Here is a 23,648-nt window from a genome sequence, read left to right on the forward strand (position 1 = left end):
TTTTGAAAAGCCTTGGCAAAAGTTTTGAGGAAAACTTTTGGGCGGCTCCCGGTTCCGGGGCCGCCCATTATCGTTTGCGGCGGCGGTTTAGAACCGCATCTTCAGCCCGGTCAGGTAGTCTGCCAGAATGTCGAACACCAGGCGGATGCGGCGGCTGGTGTGCAGCTCGCGGTGGGTGGCCAGCCACAAGGGGAACTCCAGCGCAGGCAGGTCCTCGAGGTCCAGCGGCTCCACGTCCGGGTTTTTGCGGGCAATGGCGTCCAGCATCGGTACGATGCCGAACCCTTGCCGCACCAGCTCCCAGGCCGCCAGGCCGCTGGTTGAGCCGACGGGGAAGTTCTCTTCGCTCAGCCGGATGCCGAGCGGCTCCATGTAGGCCAGGAACTGGGGAATATCGCCGAAGGATACGAAGTCATGGGCGCTGAGGTCGGCGCGGCAGCGGGGGGTGCCGCGGCGCTCCAGATAGCTGCGGGCGGCATAGAAGCGGGCAGTGGTGTCCTGCATCTTGCGGGCGATCAGGTCCGGCTGTTCCGGGCGGACATGGCGGACAGCGATGTCAGCCTCGCGCCGTTGCAGGTCGCGGATGTCGTCCGCGGCAACAATCTCAATCCGCAGCCGCGGCGCCTGCTGGCGCAGCCGGCCTAGCACCCCGGGCAGGATATGGGCTGAGATGCCATCGCTGGCGGTGATGCGCACCAGCCCGTCGATGGTCTGCGCCTGGCCGGTCGCCGCAAGGGCCAGCCCGTCGGCCGCCTCGCCCATCCTGCGGCTGTGGGCCAGCAGCTCATGCCCCGCCTCGGTCAGCGCCAGGGCGCGGCCGAGGCGTTCGAACAGCAGCACGCCGAGCTGGCCCTCGAGCGCTGCCACCTGGCGCGACAGCGTTGGCTGTGTCAGGCCAAGCTGCCGCGCCGCGGCAGACAGGGAGCCGGTTTCAGCGGTGGCGAGAAAGGCGCGGATGTGGTTCCAATCGGGGCTATTCATGCAAATACGTATAACATTCTTGCGAATTTCGGCAATTTATCCGTGGTTCCTGCATGGATAGGGTCGCCCCGAGCAAGGAGAGCCGTGATGAGTGCTGACGCCCGTTTCTGGAACAAAATCGCCCCGAAATACGCCAGGTCGAAGATCCGCGACGAGGAGGCCTACCGCTACACGCTGGAGCGGACCCGCTCATACCTGGGCGCGGAAGACAGCGTGCTGGAACTGGGCTGCGGCACCGGCTCCACCGCGATCGAACTGGCGCGCAGCGTGGCCAGGATAACTGCGACCGATCTGTCGGAGAGGATGCTGGAGGTTGGCCGCGAACGCGCCTGGGACGCGGGTGCAAACAATATCGAGTTCCGCTGTTGCAGCGCCAGCGCGGCGCCGGAGGGGCCGTATGATGTGTTGCTGGCGCATAACCTGCTGCATTTGCTGCCGGATTTGGCAGAAGTTCTGGACGGTGCCGCAGAACGGGTGAAGCCCGGCGGGCTGTTCATTTCCAAGACGCCCTGCCTGGGCGAGATGCGGGGCAGCTGGAAATACTGGGTGTTTTCGGCGGCCATCCCGCTGATGCGGCTGGCGGGCAAGGCGCCTAGTTATGTGGACTTCATCGGCATCCGCAGGCTGGAGACGGCAGTGCAGAAGGCCGGCTTTGAGATCATCGAGGCCGGTAATTTTCCGGCCTCCACACCCGGCCGCTATCTGGTGGCGCGGCGGGTTTGATCCTTTGCCTTTGCCCCGTCTGCGCTAGGTAACGGGGTGGAGGCTGACATGTTCGAAGACCGGATCAGCGCCGGGCTTCAGCTGGCCAAGGAACTGGCTGAGATGCCGCTGAATGACCCCGTGGTGCTGGCGCTGCCGCGCGGCGGGGCACCTGTGGCGCTGCCGGTTGCCCAGGCCCTGCAGGCGCCGATGGATCTGCTGCTGGTGCGCAAGATCGGCATGCCCTCCAATCCCGAACTGGCGGCAGGCGCCCTGGCCGAGGGCAGCAATCCCATTTTCAATGGCGCCCTGTTGCAGGCGGCGGGTATGAAGCCCGGGGATTTTGCCTCCCTGGTGCGGCAGGCGCAGGAGGAAAACGCCGCCCGCCGCGCGCTTTATCTGCGCGGGCGGCCGCAGGTGGAACTGACGGGGCGCACCGTGATTGTGGTGGATGACGGGATTGCCACTGGCGCCACCTTCATGGCGGCGCATTTCTGGCTGAAAGAGCGCAAGCCCGCGCAGGTGGTGCTGGCGGTGCCGGTGGCGCCGCCGGAAGCGGTGGACGAATTGCGCCCGCTGGTAGATACTCTGGTCTGCCTGCTGAGCCCCAGCGAGTTCTGGGCGGTCGGCGCGCATTACAGGGATTTTACGCAAACCAGCGACGAAGAGGTTGCCGCCGCCCTGGCGGCTGCCCCGGAGGCTGGCGCAGGAAAGGACACGACGTGGCATTGAAAGTATATCTCTCGGGCGAGATTCACACCGATTGGCGGGAACAGATCATCGAAAGGTCCAAGGGGCTGGAGGTGAGCTTTGACGCGCCGGTCACCGATCATGACGCGTCCGACGATTGCGGTGTGGCGGTGCTGGGCGCGGAAGCGAACAAGTACTGGCACGACCACAAGGGCGCGATGGTCAATGCGATCCGCACCCGCAAAGGCATTGCCGATGCCGATGTGGTGGTGGTGCGCTTTGGCGACAAATACAAGCAGTGGAACGCGGCCTTTGACGCGGGTTATGCGGCCGCCCTGGGCAAGTCGATCATCGTCCTCAGCCCGCCGGAGCACCAGCATGCCCTGAAAGAGGTGCATGCGGCGGCGCTGGCGGTGGCAGAGGAGCCGCGCCAGGTGGTGGAAATCCTCAACTACGTGCTGACCGGCAGGCTGCCGGGATGACGCCTCCGGTTCTGGAGACGGACCGGCTGATCCTGCGCCCGCACCGGGTGCAGGATTTTGCCGATGTGGCGGCGCTGTGGGCGGAGCCTGCGACGGTGCGCTACATCCAGCCCTCGGTGGAAACGCCGGAGGGCGCCTGGGCCAAGCTGCTGTTCCATCATGGCCATTGGCAGGCCCTGGGGTTTGGCGTCTGGGTGATCACCGAGCGGCAGAGCGGGCGGTATCTGGGCGAGACCGGGTTCTTTGTGACACCGCGGCAATGCGCACCGGCGCTGGGTGATGCGGTGGAGGCCAGCTGGGTCTTGGCGCCATGGGCGCAGGGGCAAGGATACGCGGCAGAGGCGGTGCTGCGGACGCATGCCTGGGCGGATGACGCGCGGCTCTGGCCGGAAACGCTTTGCCTGCTCAACCCGGAGAACGCGGCCTCGCTGAAGCTGGCCGGGAAGGCGGGCTATGTATTCCGCCAGGAGGTGCAGTACCGGGGCGGCGCCTCAGCCGTGCATGTGCGCCCGGTTGGCGGATGATAAGGCGGCGGGGAAGTGCTCCCGCCCCTGAAGACGCTTCTTGCGAAGCGCAGTGCAGCGTTGGGCGTGGCGCCGCGCTGGCGCGCGGCGCGGGCCCGGCTGCGGCAGGCGCCGCGGAAGGCCGCAGCCCGCCGGCTGCGGGCGGAGGAATTTTTGCAGCAATTTTGCGGACGGGGCTGAATTCAACCCTTCGTTAACGGCGCGCGGGCTACCAAAACTGATAACGCACGACAAAAGGCAATGGCCCCTGTTTCCGGCAGCGGGCCTGGAAATTCACATGGCAAACCGGCGCAGACCTGCAACGCAAATCACCCCGGTCTACGAGGATTCCGGGCTGTTCAAGCGCGAGGTGCGGGATGTGGAGGTGGAGCTGATGCCCGCTTTCAGCCGCAACGGCCGCGGCGACCTGGTGGTCAAGGGAATCGTCAAGCCGGAGGCCGAGGTCGAGGTGGTCTTTGCCGGCCGCCGCACCCGGGAGGCGGCCGCGCTGGTGGAGCGGATGAAGCAGCTCCATGCGCAAGGGGTGCGGACTGCGGCGGGCCGGGACACAATGGCGCAAATCCGGCGCCTGCGGCTGCCGGTCAAGGTCCGCGGCACCTGGCGCCTGCGCTTTGTTGCCGATGAATCGGGCTGGGATCTCAAGACCTATCAGCTGCTGGCCGCGCAATGGGCCTTTACCGATCTGGATGGGATGACCGTGCTGTCAGGCCGCCCGCCGGAGCGGCAGGAGAACCGGGTGCAGGACCGCGCGCGGGAGGCCAGGGCGCGCAATGCGGCGGTGCGGGCAATGCAGGCCGCCCGGACCCGTTGACGGCCCATCTGCGGCAAGCCGAAACGCCCCGCCGCAGGCGGGGCGCCGGGCCCAACGGGATGAGGCCTGCCAGGGCCGAAGACGGGCGGGAGGGCCTCAGCCCTCTTTCTTGATCTCCACCGCATGCGGGTAGGGGATCGAAATACCCTTGGCGTCAAACGCCTCTTTCACGCCTTGGGTCAGGGCGAATTTCACTTCCCAGTAATCCGCCGCATCGCACCAGACGCGGGCGGTCAGATCGACCGAGCTGTCGCCCAGGTTGGTGACCCGCACCCAGGGCTCCGGATCCTTGAGCACCCGTGCATCGGCAGCGGCCTGGGCCAGGATGATCTCTTTGGCGGCATCGGCGCTGTCGCCATAGTCGATGCCGAACACCATATCGACGCGGCGGGTCGTATGGTGCGAGAAATTGGTGATGATCGAGCCCCAGGCCTGACCGTTGGGCACGATGATCTGCACATTGTCCGGCGTCGCCAGCTCGGTCACAAAGAGGTTCAGGTCCTTCACGGTGCCGGCAGTGCCGCCGATGTCCACATACTGGCCGATCTTGTAGGGGCGGAACAGGATCAGCATGAAGCCCGCTGCCAGATCGCTGAGCGTGCCCTGCAGCGCCAGGCCGATCGCCAGGGTGGCGGCGCCCAGCATCGCCACAAGGCTGGTGGCCTCGATCCCGAAGATGCCCAGCACCGCGACCAGCACCACCGCCAGCAGCACCCAGCGGATGACACTGGCGGCGAAATTGCCCAGCGTCGGGTCGATCTGCGGTGTCTTGTTGATGCGGCTGCGCACCATGCCGCTGATCCAGCCGGTGGCGATCCAGCCCAGGATCAAGACCGCCAGCGCCTTGGCGCCGCTCACCATCAGGGGCCAATAGGCGCCTGCCTGTTCCATCATCTGTTCCATGTCCGCTGTCCCTCTCCATTTCTTCTATGCGCCCGAATGTCCCGGAAAGCGCGGGCTGTGGCAATAGGGCGCAGCGGGGAAAGATCGGACCTCAGCGGCTCAACTCCCGGAGGAGGGGCCCGGGCCTGGCGCTGCGGGTCAGGGGGCCTTGAGGCCGGGGTCTGCGTCCAGAACCGGTGCCAGCACCGGGGCCGGGGCGGCTATCAGGTCGCTGAGCCGGTATTTCATCAAGACCGCAACAAAGGCTTCGGCGGCTTCGCACAAGACGCCCTGCAGGCGGCAGTGGCCGGCGATCAGGCAGCTTGAGCAGTCCACGATCTCCATCGGCTCGCCCATGGCCCGGACCACGTCGCCAACCCGGATGTCCGACGGGTCCCTGCCGATCTCAACACCGCCGGTGCGGCCGCGGGTGCTGCGGATAAACCCGTGATGCACCAGCTCGCTGACGATTTTCATGAGCGAACTGGCAGGCAGCTGATAGGTGCGGCTCAATGTCTCAATATCGAACAGGCGGCCGGGGCGGCTGCCCAGCAAAATAAGAACCCTGAGCGCATAGTCGGTCTTCAGGTTGAGCTTCATCACGGCCTCCCGGCAGCAGCATTTAACATTCATTTCTATTGAATGTTTCTGCGGAAAGGAAATACATTCACTTAAAATGAATGTTTAAGCGCCGATTCCGGCGCAGGCAGACCCTGAAAGGACGACCAAAAATGGCACAAACCCTGTCGGATCAGACCAAGGCTGTGGTGACGGCAACCGTTCCGGTGCTGGAGCAGCACGGTGCGGCGATTGTTGCTGAGATGTACAACCGGCTGCTGGCGGATGAAGACATACGCGTGCTGTTCAACCAGTCGCATCAGGGCGGCAGCTCTCCGCAGCATGCAGCCCTTGCCAATGCCATCCTCGCCTATGCCCGCAACATTGATAACCTGGACGCGCTGAACGGCGCGGTGGAGCGTATCGTCAACAAGCACGTGAGCCTGCAGATCAAGCCGGAGCATTACAGCCATGTGGCGACTTCGCTGCTGGGTGCCATCAAGGCGGTTCTGGGCGGGGCTGCCAGCCAGGAGGTGCTGGACGCCTGGGGCGCGGCCTATTGGTTCCTCGCCGATCTGCTGATCGCGGCGGAAAGCAGGATGTACCAGGAGATCGCTGCCGCAGAGGGCGGCTGGGACGGCTGGCGCGACTTCGTGATCGCCGAGGTCATCCAGGAAAGCGCCGCGGTGAAGTCCTTTGTTCTGCGCCCGGCGGATGGCGGCCCGGTGCTGCGGCACAAGCCGGGGCAGTATCTCTCGTTCGACTTCGATCTGCCGGAGAGCGGCAAGGCGCGGCGCAATTACTCGATCTCCTGCGCGCCCAACGGCGCCTATTACCGGATTTCGGTGAAGCGCGAGCCGGGCGGCGCGGTCAGCGGCTGGCTGCATGAGACGGCAGGTGCCGGAACGGTTCTGCGGGTGGCAGCACCGGCCGGGGAGTTTTTCCTCAAGGACACCGCGGGTTCCGAGGTTGTGCTGCTATCTGCCGGTGTCGGGCTGACACCGATGGTTGCCATGCTCGAAACCCTGGCGGCCAACGGCCAAAGCGCAACCTACCTGCATGCGACGCAGAACGGCAGCACCCTTGCGATGGGCAGTGTCAGCAAGTCCCTGTCGAAACGCAGTGTGGTGTTCTTCGAGACGCCAAGCGACGCGGACCGCCAGGCCGGCAGTTTTGATGTGGAAGGGCGGATCACCCCGGACTGGCTGGCGGCCAATACCAATACCGCGGTCTCGGAATACTACATCTGCGGGCCGAAGGGCTTCATGGCGATGGCGATCCAGGGGCTGCTGGATGCGCAGGTCGAGATCGGCAGGATCCACTATGAGTTCTTTGGCCCGGCCGAGGATCTGGGGGTGGCCTGACCGGCCTGTTCCGGCCCGGTTCCGGTCCTGAAAACCAAAAAGCCCCGCCGTTTGGCGGGGCTTCTTTTTTGTTCTAAAAACAGTTGTTTACTGCTTCAGTGCCAGTTTCGGCGACAGCACGTCGAGGCCCAGGGCTTCGCCAACCGCGTAGTAGGTCAGCTTGCCGGCGTGCACGTTCAGGCCGTTCAGCAGGTGCGCGTCGTCCTCGCAGGCCTGGCGCCAGCCTTTGTTGGCCAGGTTCAGCATGAAGGGCAGGGTGGCGTTGCCCAGAGCCTGGGTCGAGGTGCGCGCCACGGCGCCCGGCATGTTGGCCACGCAGTAGTGCATGATGCCGTCGACCTCATAGATCGGCTCGGCGTGGGTGGTGGCGCGGGAGGTCTCGAAGCAGCCGCCCTGGTCGATGGCGACGTCCACCAGCACCGCGCCCGGCTTCATTTCGGACAGTTGTGCGCGGGACACCAGCTTCGGCGCTGCGGCGCCCGGGATCAGAACCGCGCCGATCACCATGTCGGCGTCGCGCACCAGCTCAGCCGTGGCGCCGGCGGTGGAGTACTGGTTCTTGAACTCGCGGCCAAAGACGTCGTCCAGGTACTTCAGGCGGGTCAGCGAACGGTCGAGAATGGTGACGTCTGCGCCCATGCCTGCAGCCACTTTGGCTGCGTGGGTGCCGACAACACCGCCGCCGATCACAACCACTTTGGCCGGGGCCACGCCCGGCACGCCGCCCATCAGAACGCCGCGGCCGCCGTTGGCCTTCTGCAGGGTGTAGGCGCCAACCTGCGGGGCCAGGCGGCCGGCCACTTCCGACATCGGCGCCAGCAGCGGCAGGCCGCCGCGGTCGTCGGTGACGGTCTCGTAAGCAATTGCAGTACAACCAGATTCCAGCAGGTCGTGGGTCTGCTCCGGGTCGGGTGCCAGGTGCAGATAGGTGAACAGCAGCTGGTTTTCACGCAGCATCTTGCGCTCAACCGCCTGGGGTTCCTTCACCTTAACGATCATGTCGGCGGTGGCAAAGATTTCCTCGGCGGTGTCCAGAATGACGGCGCCGGCGGACGCATAGTCTTCGTCGGTGAAGCCGGCGCCCAGGCCGGCGCCTTTCTGGATGACGACGTCATGGCCGTTGTTGACGGCTTCGCGTGCCGCATCCGGGGTCATGCCGACGCGGAATTCCTGGGGTTTGATTTCGGTGGGGCAGCCGATTTTCATGTGAGTATCTCCTCCAAACTCTCTGCCTGCGAGTTTGGGGGAGGTGCGACAAAATGTGCTTCTTTTTTGAGCAGAATTAAAACATGGCTTTCGAAGATTCTTCGTCTATACAGGCAGAACACAGCAAGGATCTTCGCAAAATGTCGCTGGACGAAACAGATCGTCGCATTCTATCGGTACTGCAAAAGCAAGGGCGCATCTCTAACGCCGATCTGTCAGAGCGGGTGAACCTGTCCGCCTCGGCCTGCCACCGGCGGGTGCAACGGCTGGAGGCGGAGGGGTATATCCGCGACTATGTGGCGCTTCTGGATGCGCGCAAGATGGCGGTTCCGACAACGGTCTTTGTGGAGATTACCCTGTCCGGCCAGGCAGATGAAGTGCTGGATGCCTTCGAGAAGGCAGTGTCGCGGATCCCGGATGTTCTGGAGTGCCACCTGATGGCGGGAACGGCGGATTACATCCTCAAGGTGGTGGCGGAGAACACCGAGGATTTCGCCCGCATCCACCGCCAGTATCTGGCGCGGCTGCCGGGGGTGGCGCAGATGCAGTCGAGCTTTGCGCTGCGCACCGTGTTCAAGACGACGGCGCTGCCGGTTTGAGCCTGCACAGGGGGTGTCCTGCGTGCACCCCCTGTGCACCCCCTGTGCACCGGGGAGGCGCATATTCAGGCCGGACCGGGGTAGGTGAACAGCACTAGGTGGGTGAGGTTGAAGGCGAAGTGCATCAGCACAGGCACGTAGAACCGGCCGGTTCCCCAATAGCCCAGCCCGCAGGCAAGGCCCAGCAAGCCGGCGAATGCGGCCACCGCGGGGCCGGCGCCGATGTGGGCAAGGCCGAACAGCAGGCTGGCGGAGGCGATACCCGCGGCAGGCCCGAAGCGGCGGCTGAGGCCTTGCTGGATATAGCCGCGGAAGAAGGCTTCCTCGGCCAGGCAGGTGAGCAGCAGGTTTGACGCCATCCACAGCAGGGTCCAGTCCGGCAGGCTGGGTTCCAGTTGCAGTGCACCGGCCAGCAGGGCCAGCGGGAATGGGGCGGCGAGCAGGAGCAGGCCGGAGATCAAGGCGCGCCTGCCTGCCGGGTCATTGCGCATCAACAGCGCCGGCCAGGCCAGCAGCAGGGCGAAGAACACCAGCGGCTTGTCCAGGTTCAGATGCAGGGAATATGGCGCGCTGGCGGGGCCGGCCTGCACCTGGCTGAGGATCAGCAGATTCTGCACTCCCGGCAGCAGATGCGCACCGAGCGCCAGAGACCACAGCACCAGCACCGCATGGCCGATCAGCCCCGCAGGGCCGCGGGTGCGGGGGATGAAGGCGGCAAACAGCAGGCCGGTGGCCAGCGCCATCAGCGCCAGCGGCTCCAGATGCCCAAGCGCAACTGCCGCTCCGGCAAAGACTGCGAGCAGGGCAAAACCCAGCCCGCGCCGCCCGGCCCAGCCGGCAGCAAGCGCCGCCATCAGGATCAGCCAGGGCCAGGTCTGGGGCAGGGTGGTCAAAACAAAGCTCATGGCTTGCACATAATCCGCTCCTCCTCCGGGTTTCCAGCCGGTTGTGCAGGGGCCTTGCGGCTTTTGCGCTTGAACCCGCCCGGGAATTCCGCTTGCCTGAAAGAAAGCTGCAGGCGGGCGGGTGGCATAACACCGTCGCATGGCACCGCTGGAAGGCAGCAATTGCACAACTTGACCGGAAGGAGCCCGCCCGTGACCCGCGAATTTGAAACCGCATCCCTCGACTGGCTGGAAGCGGAGCTGCAGGACACGCTGGACGAGGATATCGAAATCGAGTTTTCCGAGCCGATGCTGAGCCAGGAGATCCGCAAGATCTACCGTGAGCAGCACCCTGAGATGCTCGACCGGCAGGTCTATTTCCGCAATCTGTTGCGGCTGCAGGCAGAGCTGATCAAGGTGCAGGACTGGGTGCAGCATACCGGCGCCAAGGTCTGCATCCTGTTCGAGGGCCGCGATGCTGCTGGCAAGGGCGGGGTGATCAAGCGGATCACCCAGCGGCTGGACCCGCGGGTGGCGCGGGTGGTGGCGCTGCCCGCACCCAACCGCCGCGAGCAGAGCCAGTGGTATTTCCAGCGCTATGTGCCGCATCTGCCGGCAGGGGGCGAGATCGTGCTGTTCGACCGCTCCTGGTACAACCGCGCGGGCGTCGAGCGGGTGATGGAGTTTGCTTCCGAGGATCAGGTCGAGCAGTTCTTTCAGGACGTTCCGGAATTTGAACGGATGCTGGTGCGCTCAGGCATCATCCTGCTGAAATACTGGTTCTCGATCACCGACGAGGAGCAGCAGCTGCGGTTCATGATGCGCATCCATGACCCGATGAAGCAGTGGAAGCTGTCACCGATGGACCTGGAGAGCCGGATCCGCTGGGAGCAGTACACCAAGGCCAAGGAGGAGATGCTGGAGCGCACCAATATCTCCGAGGCGCCCTGGTTCATTGTCGAGGGCAACGACAAGAAGCGGGAGCGGCTGAACTGCATCGAGCATCTTTTGACCAAGATCCCCTATGAGGAAGTGCCAAGCGAAAAGGTGGAGCTGCCTGACCGGGAGTACAAGCCCGACTATGAGCGCCAGGTGCTGCCGGATGAGCTGTATGTGCCGAAGGTCTATTGAGGCTGTGCCGGTGACGGAAAAAGGGCGCGCCGGATGGCGCGCCCTTTTCCGTTTGCCCGGTGGGGTGTTCAGAACAGGAAGTCGCCTGAACTCAGATCCTGCGCGGTGAGGCCGCTGAGCAGCAGGGTGTCGCCGTCGCTGTCGGAAATCAGCAGGCCCTTGGAGGTCTGGCTGGTGTGGTTGTTCATCAGGTCGCTGAAGCTGCTGATGCCGGTGGCCGCATCCAGGTCGATACGCTCGCCGCTGGCGTTCGGGTTGAAGTCGGTGACGGTGTCATCGCCCTTGCTGAAGATGAAGAGGTCGCCGCCGCCCTTGCCGGTCAGCTTGTCGTTGCCGTTGCCGCCGTCCAATGTGTCGTTGCCGTTACCGCCCCACATCTTGTCGCGGCCCGAACCGCCGTTCAGATCATCTGCGCCGCTGTTGCCGCGCATCGTGTCATTGCCGTCGCCGCCGGTCAGTTTGTCTGCGCCGGCCTTGCCGTTCAGTTTGTCGTGGCCGGCGTTGCCCTTAAGTGTGTCCTGGCCGCTGCTGCCGGCCAGCGTGTCATTTCCGGCCAGGCCTTCCAGGCTGCCGGGGCCTGAAAGAGACAGGCTGTCATTGCCGGCGGTGGCGCCGCTGCCGCCACTGTTGCCGCTGCCGTTGTCGAGCTGCACCGAGGCGCTGGTGCGGGCAAAGTTCTGGGTGACCATCACCGCATCCCAGCCGTTGAAATTGCCCTGTTCGATGCCGATGCCGATCACCTCGACATTGGCGCTCAGGATATTGGCGCGGTGGCCGGGGCTGTTCATCAGCGAGTTGTGCAGGTCGATGACATCATCGGCCAGGCCGGGGGCGCCGCGCTCGCTTTGCCAGGCGATGTTCTCGGCCCAGGTCCAGCTGCCGGAGAACTGGAAGCCCGCATCCGCCATCCGGTCGCCCGCGCTGGAGCCGCCGGCACCGGTGTGGGAGAACACATTCTGGTTCAGCATCCACTCGCTGTGGTCTTCGGCTGAATCGTTGAGGCGCAGCTCCAACTGCACCGGGTTGAGCCCGCGCGAGGTGCGCTCGGCGTTGATCAGGTCGAGCATCTGGCGCTCGAGTTCGCTTGCCTGTGACATCAATAACTGCTCCGTGAGTGAGCCGGCTGTGCGGCGGTGCCCTATCCGGTTAACCAAATTTTAAGGCGCTAAAAGGGCAGCTCTGTGCCGTGGCGGTTTGCGGCACAGACTTGCCCGAAGCCCGGCGGCGGATACGCGGATTCCTGCGCGTGCCTGCGCCTGCAGGCTGCCACAGGGGCTGCAGGCGGCCGGCGGCGGAACTGTGCCGCCCGCCCGGGGCAGCGCGCGCCGGGGATTCGGCCGCAGCCGAAGGCGGGCGCGGCCGGCGGGCCGGGTGCGGGGGCTGGAGGGGAGAACGGGCCGGGCGCCGCCCCGGTCAGGAGGCGGCGCCCGGACAAAAGAGAACCCGGAGAGGCAGTGCCTTGTTTGCAGGGACCAAGACAAGCGCCGGTTTAGATGGGGGGAGACGCAGCCTGCTCCGGGTATCAATGCACCGGGTGTTCCAAGCCCGGACGGCGGGGCAGTGGTTAGGGAAACGCTTTGAGTTTGCCCTGCCGTACTCTCTGTATAGCAGAGGTTAATATGAAAATACACCCTAAAGATGTAATTTTGGATAATTCGCAGGGGGTACCCTATCCTTAGGAGCGCCGGCCTATCCTTTTGGGGGGCTCCAAATGACAAACCCCCGGGCCGGGGCCGCGGGGGTCGTCTGATCTTCTGTTCGGGCGGGTCCGGAGACTTGCCCTAGTGCTGTCCAAAGCTGGAGAGCCGGGTCTTGCGCTCTTAGAGCAGACCTTCGCGCTGGGCTTTCTTGCGTGCCAGTTTACGGGCACGGCGGATCGCTTCAGCTTTCTCGCGCGCTTTTTTCTCGGACGGCTTTTCGAAATGTTGCTTGAGCTTCATTTCGCGGAAGACGCCTTCACGCTGCAGCTTTTTCTTCAGGGCACGAAGCGCCTGATCGACGTTGTTGTCGCGAACACTAACCTGCATGTGGTATTCACCACCTTTCTAAGTTTTGAGTTGCAAGGAAATTGCAGGAGGTGGCCGTATAGCAAAGCGCCGCTAATTTGTCTAGTAGGGTGTCAGGACGTGTCAGAACGCTGCCAGCGGGAGGGTGCCATGGCTGAAAACCAGGATCACGCACAGGAAGATCTGAAGGAAAAACTGCTGGATGCGGCTTTGCTGCATGTGCCCTTCGACGGCTGGTCCGAGGTCACATTCCGCGCCGCCTGCCAGGATGCGGATGTGGCAGAGGTGCTGGCGCATGCGGTCTGCCCGCGCGGCGGTGTCGACTTGGCGCTGGCCTATCATGCGCGCGGCGATTCGCGGATGCTGGCGCGGCTGGAGAGCGAAGACCTGTCGGGGCTGCGGTTCCGCGACAAGGTGGCGGCGGCGGTGCGGTTCCGGCTGGAGGCGGTGGACGACAAGGAGGCGGTGCGCCGCGGCACCACGCTGCTGACGCTGCCGCAATACGCGGGCGACGGCGTCAAGGCGATCTGGGGCACCTGCGACCTGATCTGGGAGGCGCTGGGCGACGGTTCGGACGATCTGAACTGGTACACCAAGCGCGCCTCGCTGGCGGGGGTCTATTCTGCCACCGTGCTGTACTGGCTGGGCGACGACAGCCTGGACCACCAGGCGACCTGGGATTTCCTGGACCGGCGCATTGATAACGTCATGGACTTTGAAAAGCTGAAAGCGGGCCTGCAGAAGAACCCGCTGCTGAAACCCCTTTTGGTGGGGCCGAACTGGCTGGCCGAACAGATCAAACCGCCCAAGGGCCGCGATGATCTGCCGGGGTCGCTGAACCCGCGGCGCTGAGATCCGGGCGGGCTGCTGGCTGCACCGCGTGGATTGAGGCGGCCGCGATGCGTTGCGGCGGCGGTCCGCAGCGGGCCCGGCCAGACTGGAAGAGAGGCACAAAGCCTCTGCACCTGCTGAAAGGCCTGGACGCCTTTTTCACCTGCGCCTCTTGACCTTTTCCGGCAGGATGGCTACCTACGGCCGGCACTAGAGGCAGGCTGCCTCTTGTCATGGAGATTTTATGAAAGAGTCCCGGGGCTAACGCCCGTTCCTGGCGAAACTCTCAGGAACATCAGCAAAAACAGGCACGCTCACGCGCGACGCTGGGCGGCTCATTTTTCTGTGCTTTCATAAAATCGAGACATCCCAATGAACATCTCAAAGCACGAGCAACGTGTTTTGCATGAACTCGCCCTGGGCGGCGAGATAAAATACGCGCGCGGCGATAACGGAAAAGTACAATCCGTTCAGTGTTATACACGTGACGGATTTGTCTTCTCCGCCTGCACGCTGGACGTTTTCAAACGTCTCAAGGACAAACGCTTCATCAAGTCGCAAAACGGCAGCCCCTACCGCATCACGCATTTGGGGAACCAATCCGTGCGCGCGCAAATGAACCAGCGGTAGAGAAGGATAAGAAGATGACAAACAACGCCATTTTGATCCGCCCCTATCATGCCAATGACACAGAGGAGGTGATTGCCGTTTGGCAAAGGGCCAACGCGCTGGCCCATCCGTTCCTCCCCCGGGACTTCGTGGCAGAGGTGCAGCAGGCAATGCGCGACGTCTATCTGCCCAACGCCGAAACCCACGTGCTGGAGGAGGCGGGAGCCGTCCTTGGTTTCATTGCCCTGCTCGGCAATGAAATCGGCGGCCTGTTTCTGGACCCATCCAGGCACGGCAGGGGGTATGGGAAGGCACTGGTCGATCATGCCGTCGCCCTCAAAGGGCCGCTGAAGGTCGAGGTCTTTCGCGACAACACCATCGGACGGCCGTTCTACGAACGCTACGGTTTCGTGTTTGCCGGGGACGAGCTGCACGAACCTTCCGGCCAGGTGAGCCGGAAGATGTCGATGCCCGGCGCCTGACTTTCTACCAGCGGGCTGTCCCTTGCGGGGGACGGCCCAGGGGCGCGCGCCGCATGCAACGCTATTGGCCGGCGCGGCCAAGCAATTGATCACGAGGAAACCTGAAATGGACCACCTGGAAAAAGAAAACATCATCACCATCCACCGCCTGGCCTTCGGGCCGGAAGAAGGGCCTGAAATCGCCCGGCTGGCCGAAAGCTTCCTGGCGCTGCCGGACACAATCTCCATCAGCGCCCGCCGCGACGGGCAACTCGCCGGCAATGTGCTGTTCACACCGTTTGTGTTTGAGGACCATCCGGATACGGCGTGCTGCCTGCTGGCCCCCTGCGGTGTCTTGCCCGGGTATCAAGGCTGCGGCGTTGGACGCGAGCTGATGGAAACCAGCATCGCCCGCCTCAAGTCCATCGGCATGGATGCGGTCTTTGTCCTGGGCGTGCCGGGCTTCTATCCGCGGTACGGGTTTGTGCCGGCAGACCAGCAGACTCCCTATCCGGATCTTCTGACCATGCCGGAGTCCTGGATGGTGCTTGAGCTGACCGCCGGGGCCGTAAAGCCGCTGAGCGGCAAAACGGTTGCAGTTGAGCCGTTCATGCAGCCCGGGCTTTGGGATACATCCGCCTACGGCTGAAGCCGCTGCCTCATCGGCCAAGGGGCCGGCCGGGCACTTGGGCTGCAAGGCTTGAGGCACGGCTGGTCCCGTATTTTTGCCCGGCAGCGCTGTCCGCAATCCGCCCCAACTGCGGCGCCTTTGCTGTTTGCGCCTCTCTTGCCGGATGTTAGGCAGGGGCAAGGATCAGGAGGACATATTCCGATGACAGAGATGATGCGCGCGGTGGAGATCAGCAAACCCGGCGGGCCGGAGGTGCTGCAATTATGCGAGCGCCCGGTGCCGCAGCCGGGCCATGGCGAGGTGGTGATCAAGGTGGCCTATGCCGGCGTGAACCGCCCCGATGCGCTGCAGCGCGCCGGTGCCTATGACCCGCCCAAGGGCGCCAGCGACCTGCCGGGGCTGGAAGCCTCGGGCGAGGTGGTGGCCGTGGGCGCGGGCGTCGAGGGGATTTCGGCGGGCGATCTGGTCTGCGCGCTGCTGCCGGGCGGCGGCTATGCGGAATATGCGGCGACGCCTGCGGCGCACTGCCTGCCGGTGCCTGCAGGGCTGGATCTGAAACAGGCGGCCTGCCTGCCGGAGACCTTCTTTACCGTCTGGTCCAACGTCTTCATGCGCGGCGGGCTGAAGGCGGGGGAACGCTTTCTGGTGCATGGCGGCTCGTCCGGGATCGGCACCACCGCAATCCAGCTGGCCCGTGAATTCGGCGCGCGTGTCTTTGCCACTGCCGGGTCGGATGAGAAATGCCAGGCCTGCCTGGACCTCGGGGCTGAGCGCGCGATCAACTACCGCGACGAAGATTTCGTCAAGGTGCTGCGCGCCGAAGGCGGCGCCGATCTGGTGCTGGACATGGTCGGCGGCGATTACATCCCGCGCAACATCAAGGCAATGGCCGAGGACGCCCGCCTGGTGCAGATCGCCTTTCTGCAAGGGCCCAAGGTCGAGCTGAACTTTGCCTTGATGATGGTCAAGCGGCTGACGCTGACCGGCTCGACCCTGCGTCCGCAAAGCGACCTGGCCAAGGCGCAGATCGCCCGGGAGCTGCGCGAGGCGGTCTGGCCGCTGCTGGCGGCGGGCAAGGTGGCGCCGGTGATGGACAGCGAGTTTGCGCTTAAGGAGGCCGCCGCGGCGCATGCCCGGATGGAGAGCTCGGGCCATATCGGCAAGATTGTCCTGAACGTGGGCTGAGCGGCAGAACCTGAAATAATGAAGGGCCGGCAGATGCGCCGGCCCTTGCTTGTTTGAGACTGCCTGTTACTGCACCGCGCGGCGGTACAGATGCCAGGTCGCATGCCCCAGAATTGGCACTGCAAAGATCAGCCCGACCAGGAAGGGAACCGATCCCGCCACCAGCGAACCGCCGACAATGACGCCCCAGGTCAGGCAGACCACCGGGCTCTTGCGGAACACTTTGAGCGAGGTCGCCACCGCCACCGGCAGGCCCACATGGCGGTGCAGCAGGAGCGGGAAGGACACCAGGCTGACGGCGAGCGCGGCAAAGGCAAAGCCCGCACCCACGGCGCCGCCGGCAATGGCCATGATCCAGCCCTCGCGGGTGGTCACCACTGCGGCGGCAAAGCTGGCGATCGAAGCCGGCGGCTCCGGCCCCAGGGTGCGGCTGTAGATCATGTCGGCGGCCACCAGCCAGACCATGAACAGGGCGGCCAGGTAGATGCCAAGCACCAGGATGGCGCCAAAGGCGGGCGAGCGCAGCACCGCAAAGGCATCCAGCCATCGCGGCTCCGCCCCGGCCTCGCGGCGCCGGGACATCTCGTAAAGCCCGACCGCGGCGACCGGGCCGAGGATGGCAAAGCCCATGATCATCGGCACGATCAGCGGCAAGAGGTTCATCGACAGGCTCATCACCACCAGGGCGATGCCGATCAGCGGGTAGAACAGCACCAGGAACATCGCATCCGAGCGGCAGGCGGCAAAATCCTCCAGCCCGGCCGCCAGCGAATGGATGATATCGTCCATGGTCAGCTTGCGGGCCTTGGGCAGCTCCTTGACGCCGTCGCTGCTCATCTCGCCGACGGTATGGCCAATGTGCTCACTGGTTGTCTCAGCCCCTTGCAACAGCCAGCTGAGCGGGTTTCCGATTGTTTTTGCCATGCGTTCTCCTCCTCACCGGCTAAAACGGAAGTGCCGTTCAGACAGGGCTCAAGCGGGGCCGGGCGCGGCACGTAACATAATACTAGCACAAATCCTGCCGAAGTGTGCTTCACAGGCCATTTATTGCCGCGTGCGCGGCGTGGCGCCTTGCGGCGCCGGCCTCCGGCGGGAGTATTTTTGGCAAGATGAAAGCGGCGGGGAGGCCCGGGTCACGCGGCCTGACAATTCCGCGGGGCTTCTTTCTGGTTTGAAATACTCCGGGGTGAATTGGCCGTGAGGCCAAGAGGGGCAGCGCCCCTCTTCCCTTCAAGCCTGCGGGGCAGCGCCCCTCCTCGTTCAGCGCACCGGCGCGAAACGCGCGTTTTTCAAAGCGCAATCCTTGATCGTATCGCGGCCGCAGGGCACCGGCTCCAGCGCCTTGGACAGGCAGATGCGGGCCTCCTGGATGGCGCCGTCCCGGCAGGTGATGGTCAGGCTGCCAGGCGACAGCGCGGGATTTTCCTTCAGGAACGCCTGCTCCACCACTGACGCGGGCAGGCTCACGGGCCGCTCCAGCTTGCGGAAGATGGCAGGGCGGGTGACTTGCCCATAGGCCTCGCGCATCAGGGCGTAATAGGCGCGGGCGCTGAGGCCCGTGCAGGTGCCGTGTTTCTTCCACTGGTGCCAGGCCAGGCCCGGGCTGCCCATGATGTCCGCCATGCCCCGGCTCATCGCGCGGCTGGGCGGCGCCTGAACTGTGCGGCAATAGCTGGGCCAGCCGCGGTGGAATTGCGGCCAGAGCCCGTGCAGCGTCCAGCCGTAATCGTGGCGGGGGTGGCATTGATCGGCGCCGCGCGCGTCGCCTTCCAGTGCACACCAGTTCGGCGACCAGCTGAGCGCCAGCACGTAGTAGTCGAACTCTCCCGCGCGTTCTCCTTCGGCAGCGGCGGGTGCGGCAAGGCTCAGAACAGCCGCAAAGACCCCTGTGAACAACTTGCGCATTGGCCTCTTTCCTTATGCAACGATGCCGACTATATAGGGCGGAAGTTCCCCGACAACGGAAACCTGCCCCGCACGCCGGGGACGCCCTTTTGAGGCGGCGGGAGAGATGTATCCGGGGATGAGGTGTTTAAGGAGATGAGCACATGGCAAAACCGTTGATGGCCAAGGCAACCGCCGTGTGGCTGGTGGACAATACCACGATCAGCTTCAAGCAGATTGCGGATTTCGTGGGCATGCACGAGCTGGAAATCCAGGGCATCGCCGACGGTGAAGTGGCGGTGGGCGTCAAGGGCTTCGACCCGATGGCCAACAACCAGCTGACCCAGGAAGAGATCGACAAGGCGCAGGCCAATCCGCTGCACAAGCTGAAGCTCAAGTTCAACCCGGCCGCGGCGGGCGAGGAAAAGCGCCGCGGCCCGCGCTATACTCCGCTGTCCAAGCGCCAGGACCGTCCCAACTCGATCCTGTGGCTGGTCAAATTCCACCCGGAGCTGTCGGACGGCCAGATCGCCAAGCTGGTGGGCACCACCAAGCCGACCATCCAGTCGATCCGCGAGCGCACCCACTGGAACATCGCCAACATGCAGCCGATCGACCCGGTGGCGCTGGGGCTGTGCAAACAGTCCGAGCTGGACTCGGCGGTGCAGAAAGCCGCAGCCAAGAAGGCAGCCGAAGGCGGCGTGATGAGCGACGACGAGCGCCGCAAGCTGGTCTCCACCGAGCAGTCGCTGGAGATGGACGCCGAGCCGAAGATCCCGAGCGCCATCGAAGGGCTGGAAACCTTTACCCTGGGCGGCGGTTCTTCTGACGAGGAAGAGAAGAAGGAAGAGGACATCCTCGACGCCGACAGCTTCTTCAACTTGCCCTCCGGCGGTGATGAGGACGAGGAAGACGGCGAGGATCCGCGTTTCTGATCCTTGTCCCCTGCGGCGGGCCTGGCAGGCCTGCCCCGGCACTTCATTAAAAAGCCGCAAATCCGGCGCTCCGGATTTGCGGCTTTTTCTGTTAGAATGAACTGTCAGCACTACAAAATGTTGACTATACGCACCTCTTTTGCGCAGCATTGTGTTGCAGGGCAGTCATGTTCCAGACCGCCTGCAGGAACCGGGGTGCGGGAAACGCCTTGCGAATACGGGCGGTTTGCCAGAGTGACAGGGACAGGAGTTAGTGAGTATTGCCAGCGGGCCGGGCCAGGAAGCCGGCGCGCGCAGGGATGGCAGGAGTAGGGGCTATGGATGCAGCAGGGGCAGCAGCGCTTGGCGATGGGGGCAGTTTGGACCTGGAGGTGCTCGCAAGGCTGAGCGGGCTGGAATTTTGCCAGGCCTATGTGGACCAGCTGGCCGCCGCCTTTGGCGCGGATCTGGTCACCGTCGGCGAGCTGAAGGTCATGGAAACCGAACGCATCAGGGTGCTGGCCAGTTTTTTTGACGGCCTGCAGCTGGGCGATTTCGAATATGAGAGCTGCGTGACGCCCTGCCACGATGTGGTGCTGAGCGGCAATCCGCATGTGTTCCCCTGCCGGGTGCAAGAGCTGTACCCCGATGATGAGATGTTCATCGAAGAGGGGATCCAGAGTTATATCGGCGTGGCGCTGAAGAACGCCGATGGCGAGGCTATCGGCCTGGTGCAGGCCTCCTGGCGGCAGGAGATCGGCGAGGGGTTCGGCCGCCGGGTGGTGGAGGCGATGGAGCGGTTTGCCGCCCGGCTCGGGGCCGAAATCGCCGGGCTGCAGACCCTGGCGACCCTGTCGGTGCTGGCGGAGGGGCCGCAGGATTCCTCGCCGCGGGAAGCCTTCCGGCAACTGGCAGAGCAGCTGCAGGGCGCGCTCAAGGTGCGCTCGGCCTTCATTGCCGAATGCCTGGAGGATCAGCCGGAGTGCTTCCGGGTGCTGGCCTGCTGCCTGGAAGGGCAGCAGATGGCAGCGGTCGAGGATGCGGTTGTGCCTTATGAGGGCACACCTTGCGCCTTTTTGCAGGGGCGGGAAAAATTCCTGGTGCCTGAAGGCTTGCAGGAGGCCTTTCCCAGCCAGACCCAATTCCGGACCCAGAATTTGCACTCTTACCTGGGCATCCCGCTGAAGGATGCCGAAGGCACGGTGATCGGCCATTTTGCCCTGCAGCACGACCGGGAGATCCGCCAGCGCAAGCTTGAGACCGATCTGATCGCGCTGTTTGCCGCCCGCATCGGGCTGGAGCTGCGCCGCCGCAAGGCCGAGCGCCGCCGCGCGCAGGCAGAGGAAGCGCTGCTGATCAAGCACAAGACCGAGAGCCTGGGGCTGCTGGCGGGCACCATTGCGCATGATTTCAACAACCTTCTGGCCTCGATGCAGGGGCGCAGCGAGCTGGCGCTGGCGCATCTGGAGACCCGGCACCCGGCGCGCGCGCATGTGCAGGTGGTGGAACAGGGGCTGCAGGCCTCGGCGGCGCTGGTGCGGCAGCTGCTGAATTATGCCAAGGGCGGCGGCAGCCGCGAGCAGGAAGCCTGCGATCTGAACGCAATCGTGCAGGAGACGATGGCGCTGGTGCCGGTGGAGCGCAAGATGGGCAAGTCGGTGGAAATGGCGCTGGAGCCGGGGGTGCTGACGGCGCGGATGGATCCGGCCCAGGTCAGCCAGCTGCTGATGAACCTTGTGTTCAACGCGGTGGAGGCGATTGGCCCGGGGCCGGGCACGGTCACCGTCGCCACCCGGCGCACCCGCCTCAGCAGCGCCGAGCGGCGCAAGCTGCTGAACGGGCAGGAAATGGACGGCGGCGACTGCCTGCTGCTGGAAGTGCGCGACACCGGCGGCGGCATGGACCGGCAGACCGTGACCCGGATCTTCGATCCGTTCTTCACTACCAAGCCCGGCGGCCGCGGCCTTGGCATGGCGGCGGCACTTGGCATCATCAGCCGCCACCGGGGCGGGCTGGCGGTGGAAAGCCGTGAGGGCGAAGGCAGTGCCTTCCGGTTCTACTTTCCGGCCTGTGCCGGGGCGGCAGCACCTGAGCCGGCGGCTCCGGCCGCGGCCGGGCGCAGCGCCGGGGCGCTGCGGATCCTGGTGGTGGATGACGAGGACACGGTGCGCCGCGCGGTGGCCGGGCTCTTGCAGCTGCGCGGCTGCCAGGTGGCGCTGGCGGACGGCTATGACGCGGCGCTGGCCGCCTTGCAGGGCCAGGGGCCGTTTGACGGCGCGGTGATCGACATGAGCATGCCGGGGCGCGGCGGCTGGGAGACCCTGTCGCAGCTGCGCCGGCTGCAGCCGGGGCTGAACGCGGTGATGATGAGCGGTTTTGCCATCAGCGCGGCGGAGGCGGGATTTCCGGAGCTCGCGGAAGTGCAGGTGCTGGACAAGCCTTTTACCAAGGAAAAGCTCTACAAGGCGGTATTCCGCTGACCGTCCGGCGCGGTGCAGCGGCGGCTAAGGCGGCAAGGGCGGGCTCCCGCACCCGCAGGTGCCCCTGACGGGACCCCTTGGCGGCTTTGGGCCCGGCGCGCCGCGCTTGCACCCGGCGCGGCACCGGAAAATTGCAAATTTTCCGGCCAAAATTTTTACTGAAAAATTTTCTGCGCCCGGCCGCGCCGTCAGAGTTCCTTGCGCGCCCGCATTGCGGCAGAGATGGTGCCGTCGTCCAGGTAATCCAGCTCGCCGCCAATCGGCACGCCCTGCGCCAGCGAGGTGAGCTTGACCTGCCCCTGCAGCAGGTCGGCGATGTAATGCGCCGTGGTCTGGCCGTCGATGGTGGCATTCAGCGCCAGGATCACCTCGGTGATTTCTTCGGTTGCAACCCGGTCTGCCAGGCGGGGGATGCGCAGATCCTCCGGCCCTACGGCATCCAGCGCTGACAGCGTGCCGCCCAGCACGTGATAGCGGCCCTTGAACACGCCCGCGCGCTCCATCGCCCAGAGGTCGGAGACATCCTCGACCACGCAGATCTCGCCGTTGGCGCGCCGCTCATCCGTGCACAGCGGGCAGATCTCCTCGGTGCCGACATTGCCGCAGTTGAGGCATTCGCGGGCTGTCGCCGCCACCTCGCTTAAGACATCGGCCAGCGGCGCCAGCAGCAGCGCCCGTTTGCGGATCAGATGCAGCACCGCGCGCCGGGCAGAACGCGGCCCCAGCCCCGGCAGCTTGGCCATCAGGTCAATCAGGTCTTCGATGCTGCCGGTGGAATTCTTGATCATGCCTTTGGCCCTTTTCCGTCCCAGCCATATAGGCTGAACGGGGCAGGGGAGCGCAAGAGCAGGCAGATAAAATGTTCAGGGTTTGTTTTGCCGCCGTGCAGGAGTATCTGTTGGCCCGTCAGAGGTTTTCAGGCTGGAGCGATGGCAGAACAGACAGGCAAGCTTTCCGGACCCATGCGGTTTGCCCGGCTGACGGAGGTCGCACCGGGCGAGATCGCCCGCCATATGTCCGATCCGCGGATGGCGGCGCATATGCCGCTGCTGACGGGGCCTTGGGATGCGGAGGCCGCCAAGGCTTTTGCGGCAGCCAAGGAAGCCTGCTGGCAGCGTGACGGCCTGGGCCATTGGGCGTTTCTGCGCGGCGATGCTTATCTGGGCTGGGGCGGTTTCCAGAAAGAAGGCGCGGAGTGGGATTTCGGTTTGGTGCTGCGGCCTGCCTGCTTTGGCCTGGGGCCTGCGATTGCCCGCAAGGCGCTGGCTTTTGCCCGCAGCGACGCGCGCATTCCCTATGTCACCTTTCTGCTGCCGCCGACGCGGCGTCATCTGCGGCCGCTGGCACGGCTGGGCGCGGTGCAAACCGGAGAGGTGCAATACGAGGGGCAGCGTTTTTTGAAGTTCCGGCTGCAGACATCCTGAGCCGGGCATAGAAAAAGGCGGCTCCCAAGGGGCCGCCTTTGTCGGGTCGCACAAGCGCCGCTTAGAACGGCAGCTTGATGTCCTTGGGCAGACCCATGCTTTCGGTCAGCTTGGTCATCTCGTCCTGCGCCTTCTCGGCTGCTTTGGCCTGCGCGTCCTTGATGGCGGCCAGGATCAGGTCTTCGACCACTTCCTTGTCGTCGCCGTTGAAGATCGAGGGATCAATGTCCAGCCCCTTGAGGTCGCCCTTGGCGGATGCGGTTGCCTTGACCAGGCCGGCGCTGGCCTCGCCGGTTACCATGACGTTGTGCAGGTCTTCCTGCATCTGCGCCATCTTGGTCTGCAGTTCCTGAGCCGATTTCATCATCTTGGCCATGTCGCCAAGACCGCCGAGGCCTTTGAGCATCTG

27 protein-coding genes are annotated in these 23,648 nt (G+C 64.7%); 16 read left to right on the top strand and 11 right to left on the bottom strand.

Annotation, left to right across the window (positions count from 1 at the left end; all coding sequences use genetic code 11):
* Positions 1 to 87: 87 nt before the first annotated feature.
* A complete protein-coding gene (locus ACXAEH_RS19095) occupies positions 88 to 981 on the bottom strand; it encodes a LysR family transcriptional regulator (RefSeq protein WP_475035023.1) in 894 nt (297 codons plus the stop codon).
* An 87-nt stretch (positions 982 to 1,068) separates the two neighbouring features.
* On the opposite strand from ACXAEH_RS19095, the gene ACXAEH_RS19100 reads away from it, so the two are divergent.
* From ACXAEH_RS19100 to ACXAEH_RS19120, 5 genes are all read left to right on the top strand, one after another.
* Entirely contained in the window at positions 1,069 to 1,704 is a 636-nt protein-coding gene (locus tag ACXAEH_RS19100; RefSeq protein WP_475035025.1) for a class I SAM-dependent methyltransferase, read from the top strand.
* Between the two features lie 48 nt (positions 1,705 to 1,752).
* On the top strand, positions 1,753 to 2,415 hold the full coding sequence (locus tag ACXAEH_RS19105) for a phosphoribosyltransferase (protein WP_475035027.1): 663 nt from the start codon (positions 1,753 to 1,755) through the stop codon (positions 2,413 to 2,415).
* Entirely contained in the window at positions 2,406 to 2,855 is a 450-nt protein-coding gene (locus tag ACXAEH_RS19110; protein ID WP_475035029.1) for a YtoQ family protein, read from the top strand. Before ACXAEH_RS19105 ends, ACXAEH_RS19110 begins: the two co-directional genes overlap by 10 nt.
* Positions 2,852 to 3,379, top strand: a complete 528-nt coding sequence (locus ACXAEH_RS19115) for a GNAT family N-acetyltransferase (protein WP_475035031.1) — start codon at positions 2,852 to 2,854, stop codon at positions 3,377 to 3,379. The genes ACXAEH_RS19110 and ACXAEH_RS19115 overlap by 4 nt, the downstream gene beginning before the upstream one ends.
* Positions 3,380 to 3,656: 277 nt before the next feature.
* Complete coding sequence (locus ACXAEH_RS19120) at positions 3,657 to 4,190, top strand: hypothetical protein (RefSeq protein ID WP_475035033.1); 534 nt, start codon at positions 3,657 to 3,659, stop codon at positions 4,188 to 4,190.
* Between the two features lie 96 nt (positions 4,191 to 4,286).
* On the opposite strand, the gene ACXAEH_RS19125 is transcribed toward ACXAEH_RS19120, so the two are convergent.
* Positions 4,287 to 5,093 carry a mechanosensitive ion channel family protein gene (locus ACXAEH_RS19125; protein ID WP_475035035.1) on the bottom strand — a complete coding sequence of 269 codons (807 nt, stop codon included), beginning with the start codon at positions 5,091 to 5,093 and terminating at the stop codon, positions 4,287 to 4,289.
* Between the two features lie 138 nt (positions 5,094 to 5,231).
* Positions 5,232 to 5,672 (bottom strand): RrF2 family transcriptional regulator, encoded by a 441-nt coding sequence (locus ACXAEH_RS19130; protein WP_475035037.1) that lies wholly within the window; start codon positions 5,670 to 5,672, stop codon positions 5,232 to 5,234.
* A 131-nt stretch (positions 5,673 to 5,803) separates the two neighbouring features.
* Here ACXAEH_RS19130 and hmpA point away from each other — a divergent pair, with 131 nt between their 5' ends.
* The gene (hmpA, locus tag ACXAEH_RS19135) at positions 5,804 to 6,994 is read left to right on the top strand and encodes an NO-inducible flavohemoprotein (RefSeq protein ID WP_475035038.1); all 1,191 of its coding nucleotides are present in this window, start codon (positions 5,804 to 5,806) and stop codon (positions 6,992 to 6,994) included.
* A gap of 87 nt (positions 6,995 to 7,081) precedes the next feature.
* Here the strand turns inward: hmpA and ald are convergent, their stop codons facing one another.
* Positions 7,082 to 8,200 (bottom strand): alanine dehydrogenase, encoded by a 1,119-nt coding sequence (ald, locus tag ACXAEH_RS19140; protein WP_475035040.1) that lies wholly within the window; start codon positions 8,198 to 8,200, stop codon positions 7,082 to 7,084.
* A gap of 140 nt (positions 8,201 to 8,340) precedes the next feature.
* On the opposite strand from ald, the gene ACXAEH_RS19145 reads away from it, so the two are divergent.
* Positions 8,341 to 8,799, top strand: a complete 459-nt coding sequence (locus ACXAEH_RS19145; protein ID WP_039124941.1) for an Lrp/AsnC family transcriptional regulator — start codon at positions 8,341 to 8,343, stop codon at positions 8,797 to 8,799.
* A 65-nt stretch (positions 8,800 to 8,864) separates the two neighbouring features.
* Here ACXAEH_RS19145 and ACXAEH_RS19150 read toward each other — a convergent pair whose 3' ends face one another.
* On the bottom strand, positions 8,865 to 9,704 hold the full coding sequence (locus ACXAEH_RS19150; protein WP_475035042.1) for a lysostaphin resistance A-like protein: 840 nt from the start codon (positions 9,702 to 9,704) through the stop codon (positions 8,865 to 8,867).
* Between the two features lie 192 nt (positions 9,705 to 9,896).
* Here ACXAEH_RS19150 and ppk2 point away from each other — a divergent pair, with 192 nt between their 5' ends.
* A complete protein-coding gene (ppk2, locus tag ACXAEH_RS19155; RefSeq protein ID WP_475035045.1) occupies positions 9,897 to 10,814 on the top strand; it encodes a polyphosphate kinase 2 in 918 nt (305 codons plus the stop codon).
* A gap of 68 nt (positions 10,815 to 10,882) precedes the next feature.
* On the opposite strand, the gene ACXAEH_RS19160 is transcribed toward ppk2, so the two are convergent.
* Both ACXAEH_RS19160 and rpsU read right to left on the bottom strand, forming a co-directional pair.
* The gene (locus ACXAEH_RS19160) at positions 10,883 to 11,911 is read right to left on the bottom strand and encodes a CAP domain-containing protein (protein WP_475035047.1); all 1,029 of its coding nucleotides are present in this window, start codon (positions 11,909 to 11,911) and stop codon (positions 10,883 to 10,885) included.
* A gap of 723 nt (positions 11,912 to 12,634) precedes the next feature.
* The gene (gene rpsU, locus ACXAEH_RS19165) at positions 12,635 to 12,841 is read right to left on the bottom strand and encodes a 30S ribosomal protein S21 (protein WP_005614280.1); all 207 of its coding nucleotides are present in this window, start codon (positions 12,839 to 12,841) and stop codon (positions 12,635 to 12,637) included.
* Between the two features lie 129 nt (positions 12,842 to 12,970).
* On the opposite strand from rpsU, the gene ACXAEH_RS19170 reads away from it, so the two are divergent.
* The 5 genes from ACXAEH_RS19170 (at position 12,971) to ACXAEH_RS19190 (ending at position 16,537) form a co-directional block, all read left to right on the top strand.
* Positions 12,971 to 13,672 carry a COQ9 family protein gene (locus tag ACXAEH_RS19170; protein ID WP_475035049.1) on the top strand — a complete coding sequence of 234 codons (702 nt, stop codon included), beginning with the start codon at positions 12,971 to 12,973 and terminating at the stop codon, positions 13,670 to 13,672.
* Positions 13,673 to 14,023: 351 nt separating this feature from the next.
* Positions 14,024 to 14,281 (top strand): YjhX family toxin, encoded by a 258-nt coding sequence (locus ACXAEH_RS19175; protein ID WP_475035050.1) that lies wholly within the window; start codon positions 14,024 to 14,026, stop codon positions 14,279 to 14,281.
* A 14-nt stretch (positions 14,282 to 14,295) separates the two neighbouring features.
* Positions 14,296 to 14,742, top strand: a complete 447-nt coding sequence (locus ACXAEH_RS19180) for a GNAT family N-acetyltransferase (RefSeq protein WP_475035052.1) — start codon at positions 14,296 to 14,298, stop codon at positions 14,740 to 14,742.
* Positions 14,743 to 14,848: 106 nt separating this feature from the next.
* The gene (locus tag ACXAEH_RS19185; RefSeq protein WP_475035053.1) at positions 14,849 to 15,370 is read left to right on the top strand and encodes a GNAT family N-acetyltransferase; all 522 of its coding nucleotides are present in this window, start codon (positions 14,849 to 14,851) and stop codon (positions 15,368 to 15,370) included.
* A gap of 183 nt (positions 15,371 to 15,553) precedes the next feature.
* Positions 15,554 to 16,537, top strand: coding sequence for an NAD(P)H-quinone oxidoreductase (locus ACXAEH_RS19190; RefSeq protein ID WP_475035054.1), 984 nt, complete (start codon positions 15,554 to 15,556; stop codon positions 16,535 to 16,537).
* 66 nt (positions 16,538 to 16,603) lie between these two features.
* On the opposite strand, the gene ACXAEH_RS19195 is transcribed toward ACXAEH_RS19190, so the two are convergent.
* Both ACXAEH_RS19195 and ACXAEH_RS19200 read right to left on the bottom strand, forming a co-directional pair.
* The gene (locus tag ACXAEH_RS19195) at positions 16,604 to 17,461 is read right to left on the bottom strand and encodes a DUF2189 domain-containing protein (protein ID WP_475035055.1); all 858 of its coding nucleotides are present in this window, start codon (positions 17,459 to 17,461) and stop codon (positions 16,604 to 16,606) included.
* Positions 17,462 to 17,797: 336 nt separating this feature from the next.
* Positions 17,798 to 18,442, bottom strand: coding sequence for a ribonuclease T2 family protein (locus ACXAEH_RS19200; RefSeq protein WP_475035057.1), 645 nt, complete (start codon positions 18,440 to 18,442; stop codon positions 17,798 to 17,800).
* Positions 18,443 to 18,585: 143 nt separating this feature from the next.
* On the opposite strand from ACXAEH_RS19200, the gene ACXAEH_RS19205 reads away from it, so the two are divergent.
* Entirely contained in the window at positions 18,586 to 19,356 is a 771-nt protein-coding gene (locus ACXAEH_RS19205; RefSeq protein WP_475035058.1) for a DUF1013 domain-containing protein, read from the top strand.
* A gap of 317 nt (positions 19,357 to 19,673) precedes the next feature.
* Positions 19,674 to 21,815 carry a hybrid sensor histidine kinase/response regulator gene (locus ACXAEH_RS19210; protein WP_475035060.1) on the top strand — a complete coding sequence of 714 codons (2,142 nt, stop codon included), beginning with the start codon at positions 19,674 to 19,676 and terminating at the stop codon, positions 21,813 to 21,815.
* Between the two features lie 188 nt (positions 21,816 to 22,003).
* On the opposite strand, the gene recR is transcribed toward ACXAEH_RS19210, so the two are convergent.
* Complete coding sequence (recR, locus tag ACXAEH_RS19215; protein ID WP_475035062.1) at positions 22,004 to 22,603, bottom strand: recombination mediator RecR; 600 nt, start codon at positions 22,601 to 22,603, stop codon at positions 22,004 to 22,006.
* A gap of 141 nt (positions 22,604 to 22,744) precedes the next feature.
* On the opposite strand from recR, the gene ACXAEH_RS19220 reads away from it, so the two are divergent.
* On the top strand, positions 22,745 to 23,239 hold the full coding sequence (locus tag ACXAEH_RS19220; protein WP_475035063.1) for a GNAT family N-acetyltransferase: 495 nt from the start codon (positions 22,745 to 22,747) through the stop codon (positions 23,237 to 23,239).
* Positions 23,240 to 23,300: 61 nt separating this feature from the next.
* Here ACXAEH_RS19220 and ACXAEH_RS19225 read toward each other — a convergent pair whose 3' ends face one another.
* Positions 23,301 to 23,645, bottom strand: a complete 345-nt coding sequence (locus tag ACXAEH_RS19225; RefSeq protein ID WP_475035065.1) for a YbaB/EbfC family nucleoid-associated protein — start codon at positions 23,643 to 23,645, stop codon at positions 23,301 to 23,303.
* Positions 23,646 to 23,648: the final 3 nt, after the last annotated feature.

Source organism: Leisingera sp. ABM4_060 (assembly GCF_056158765.1).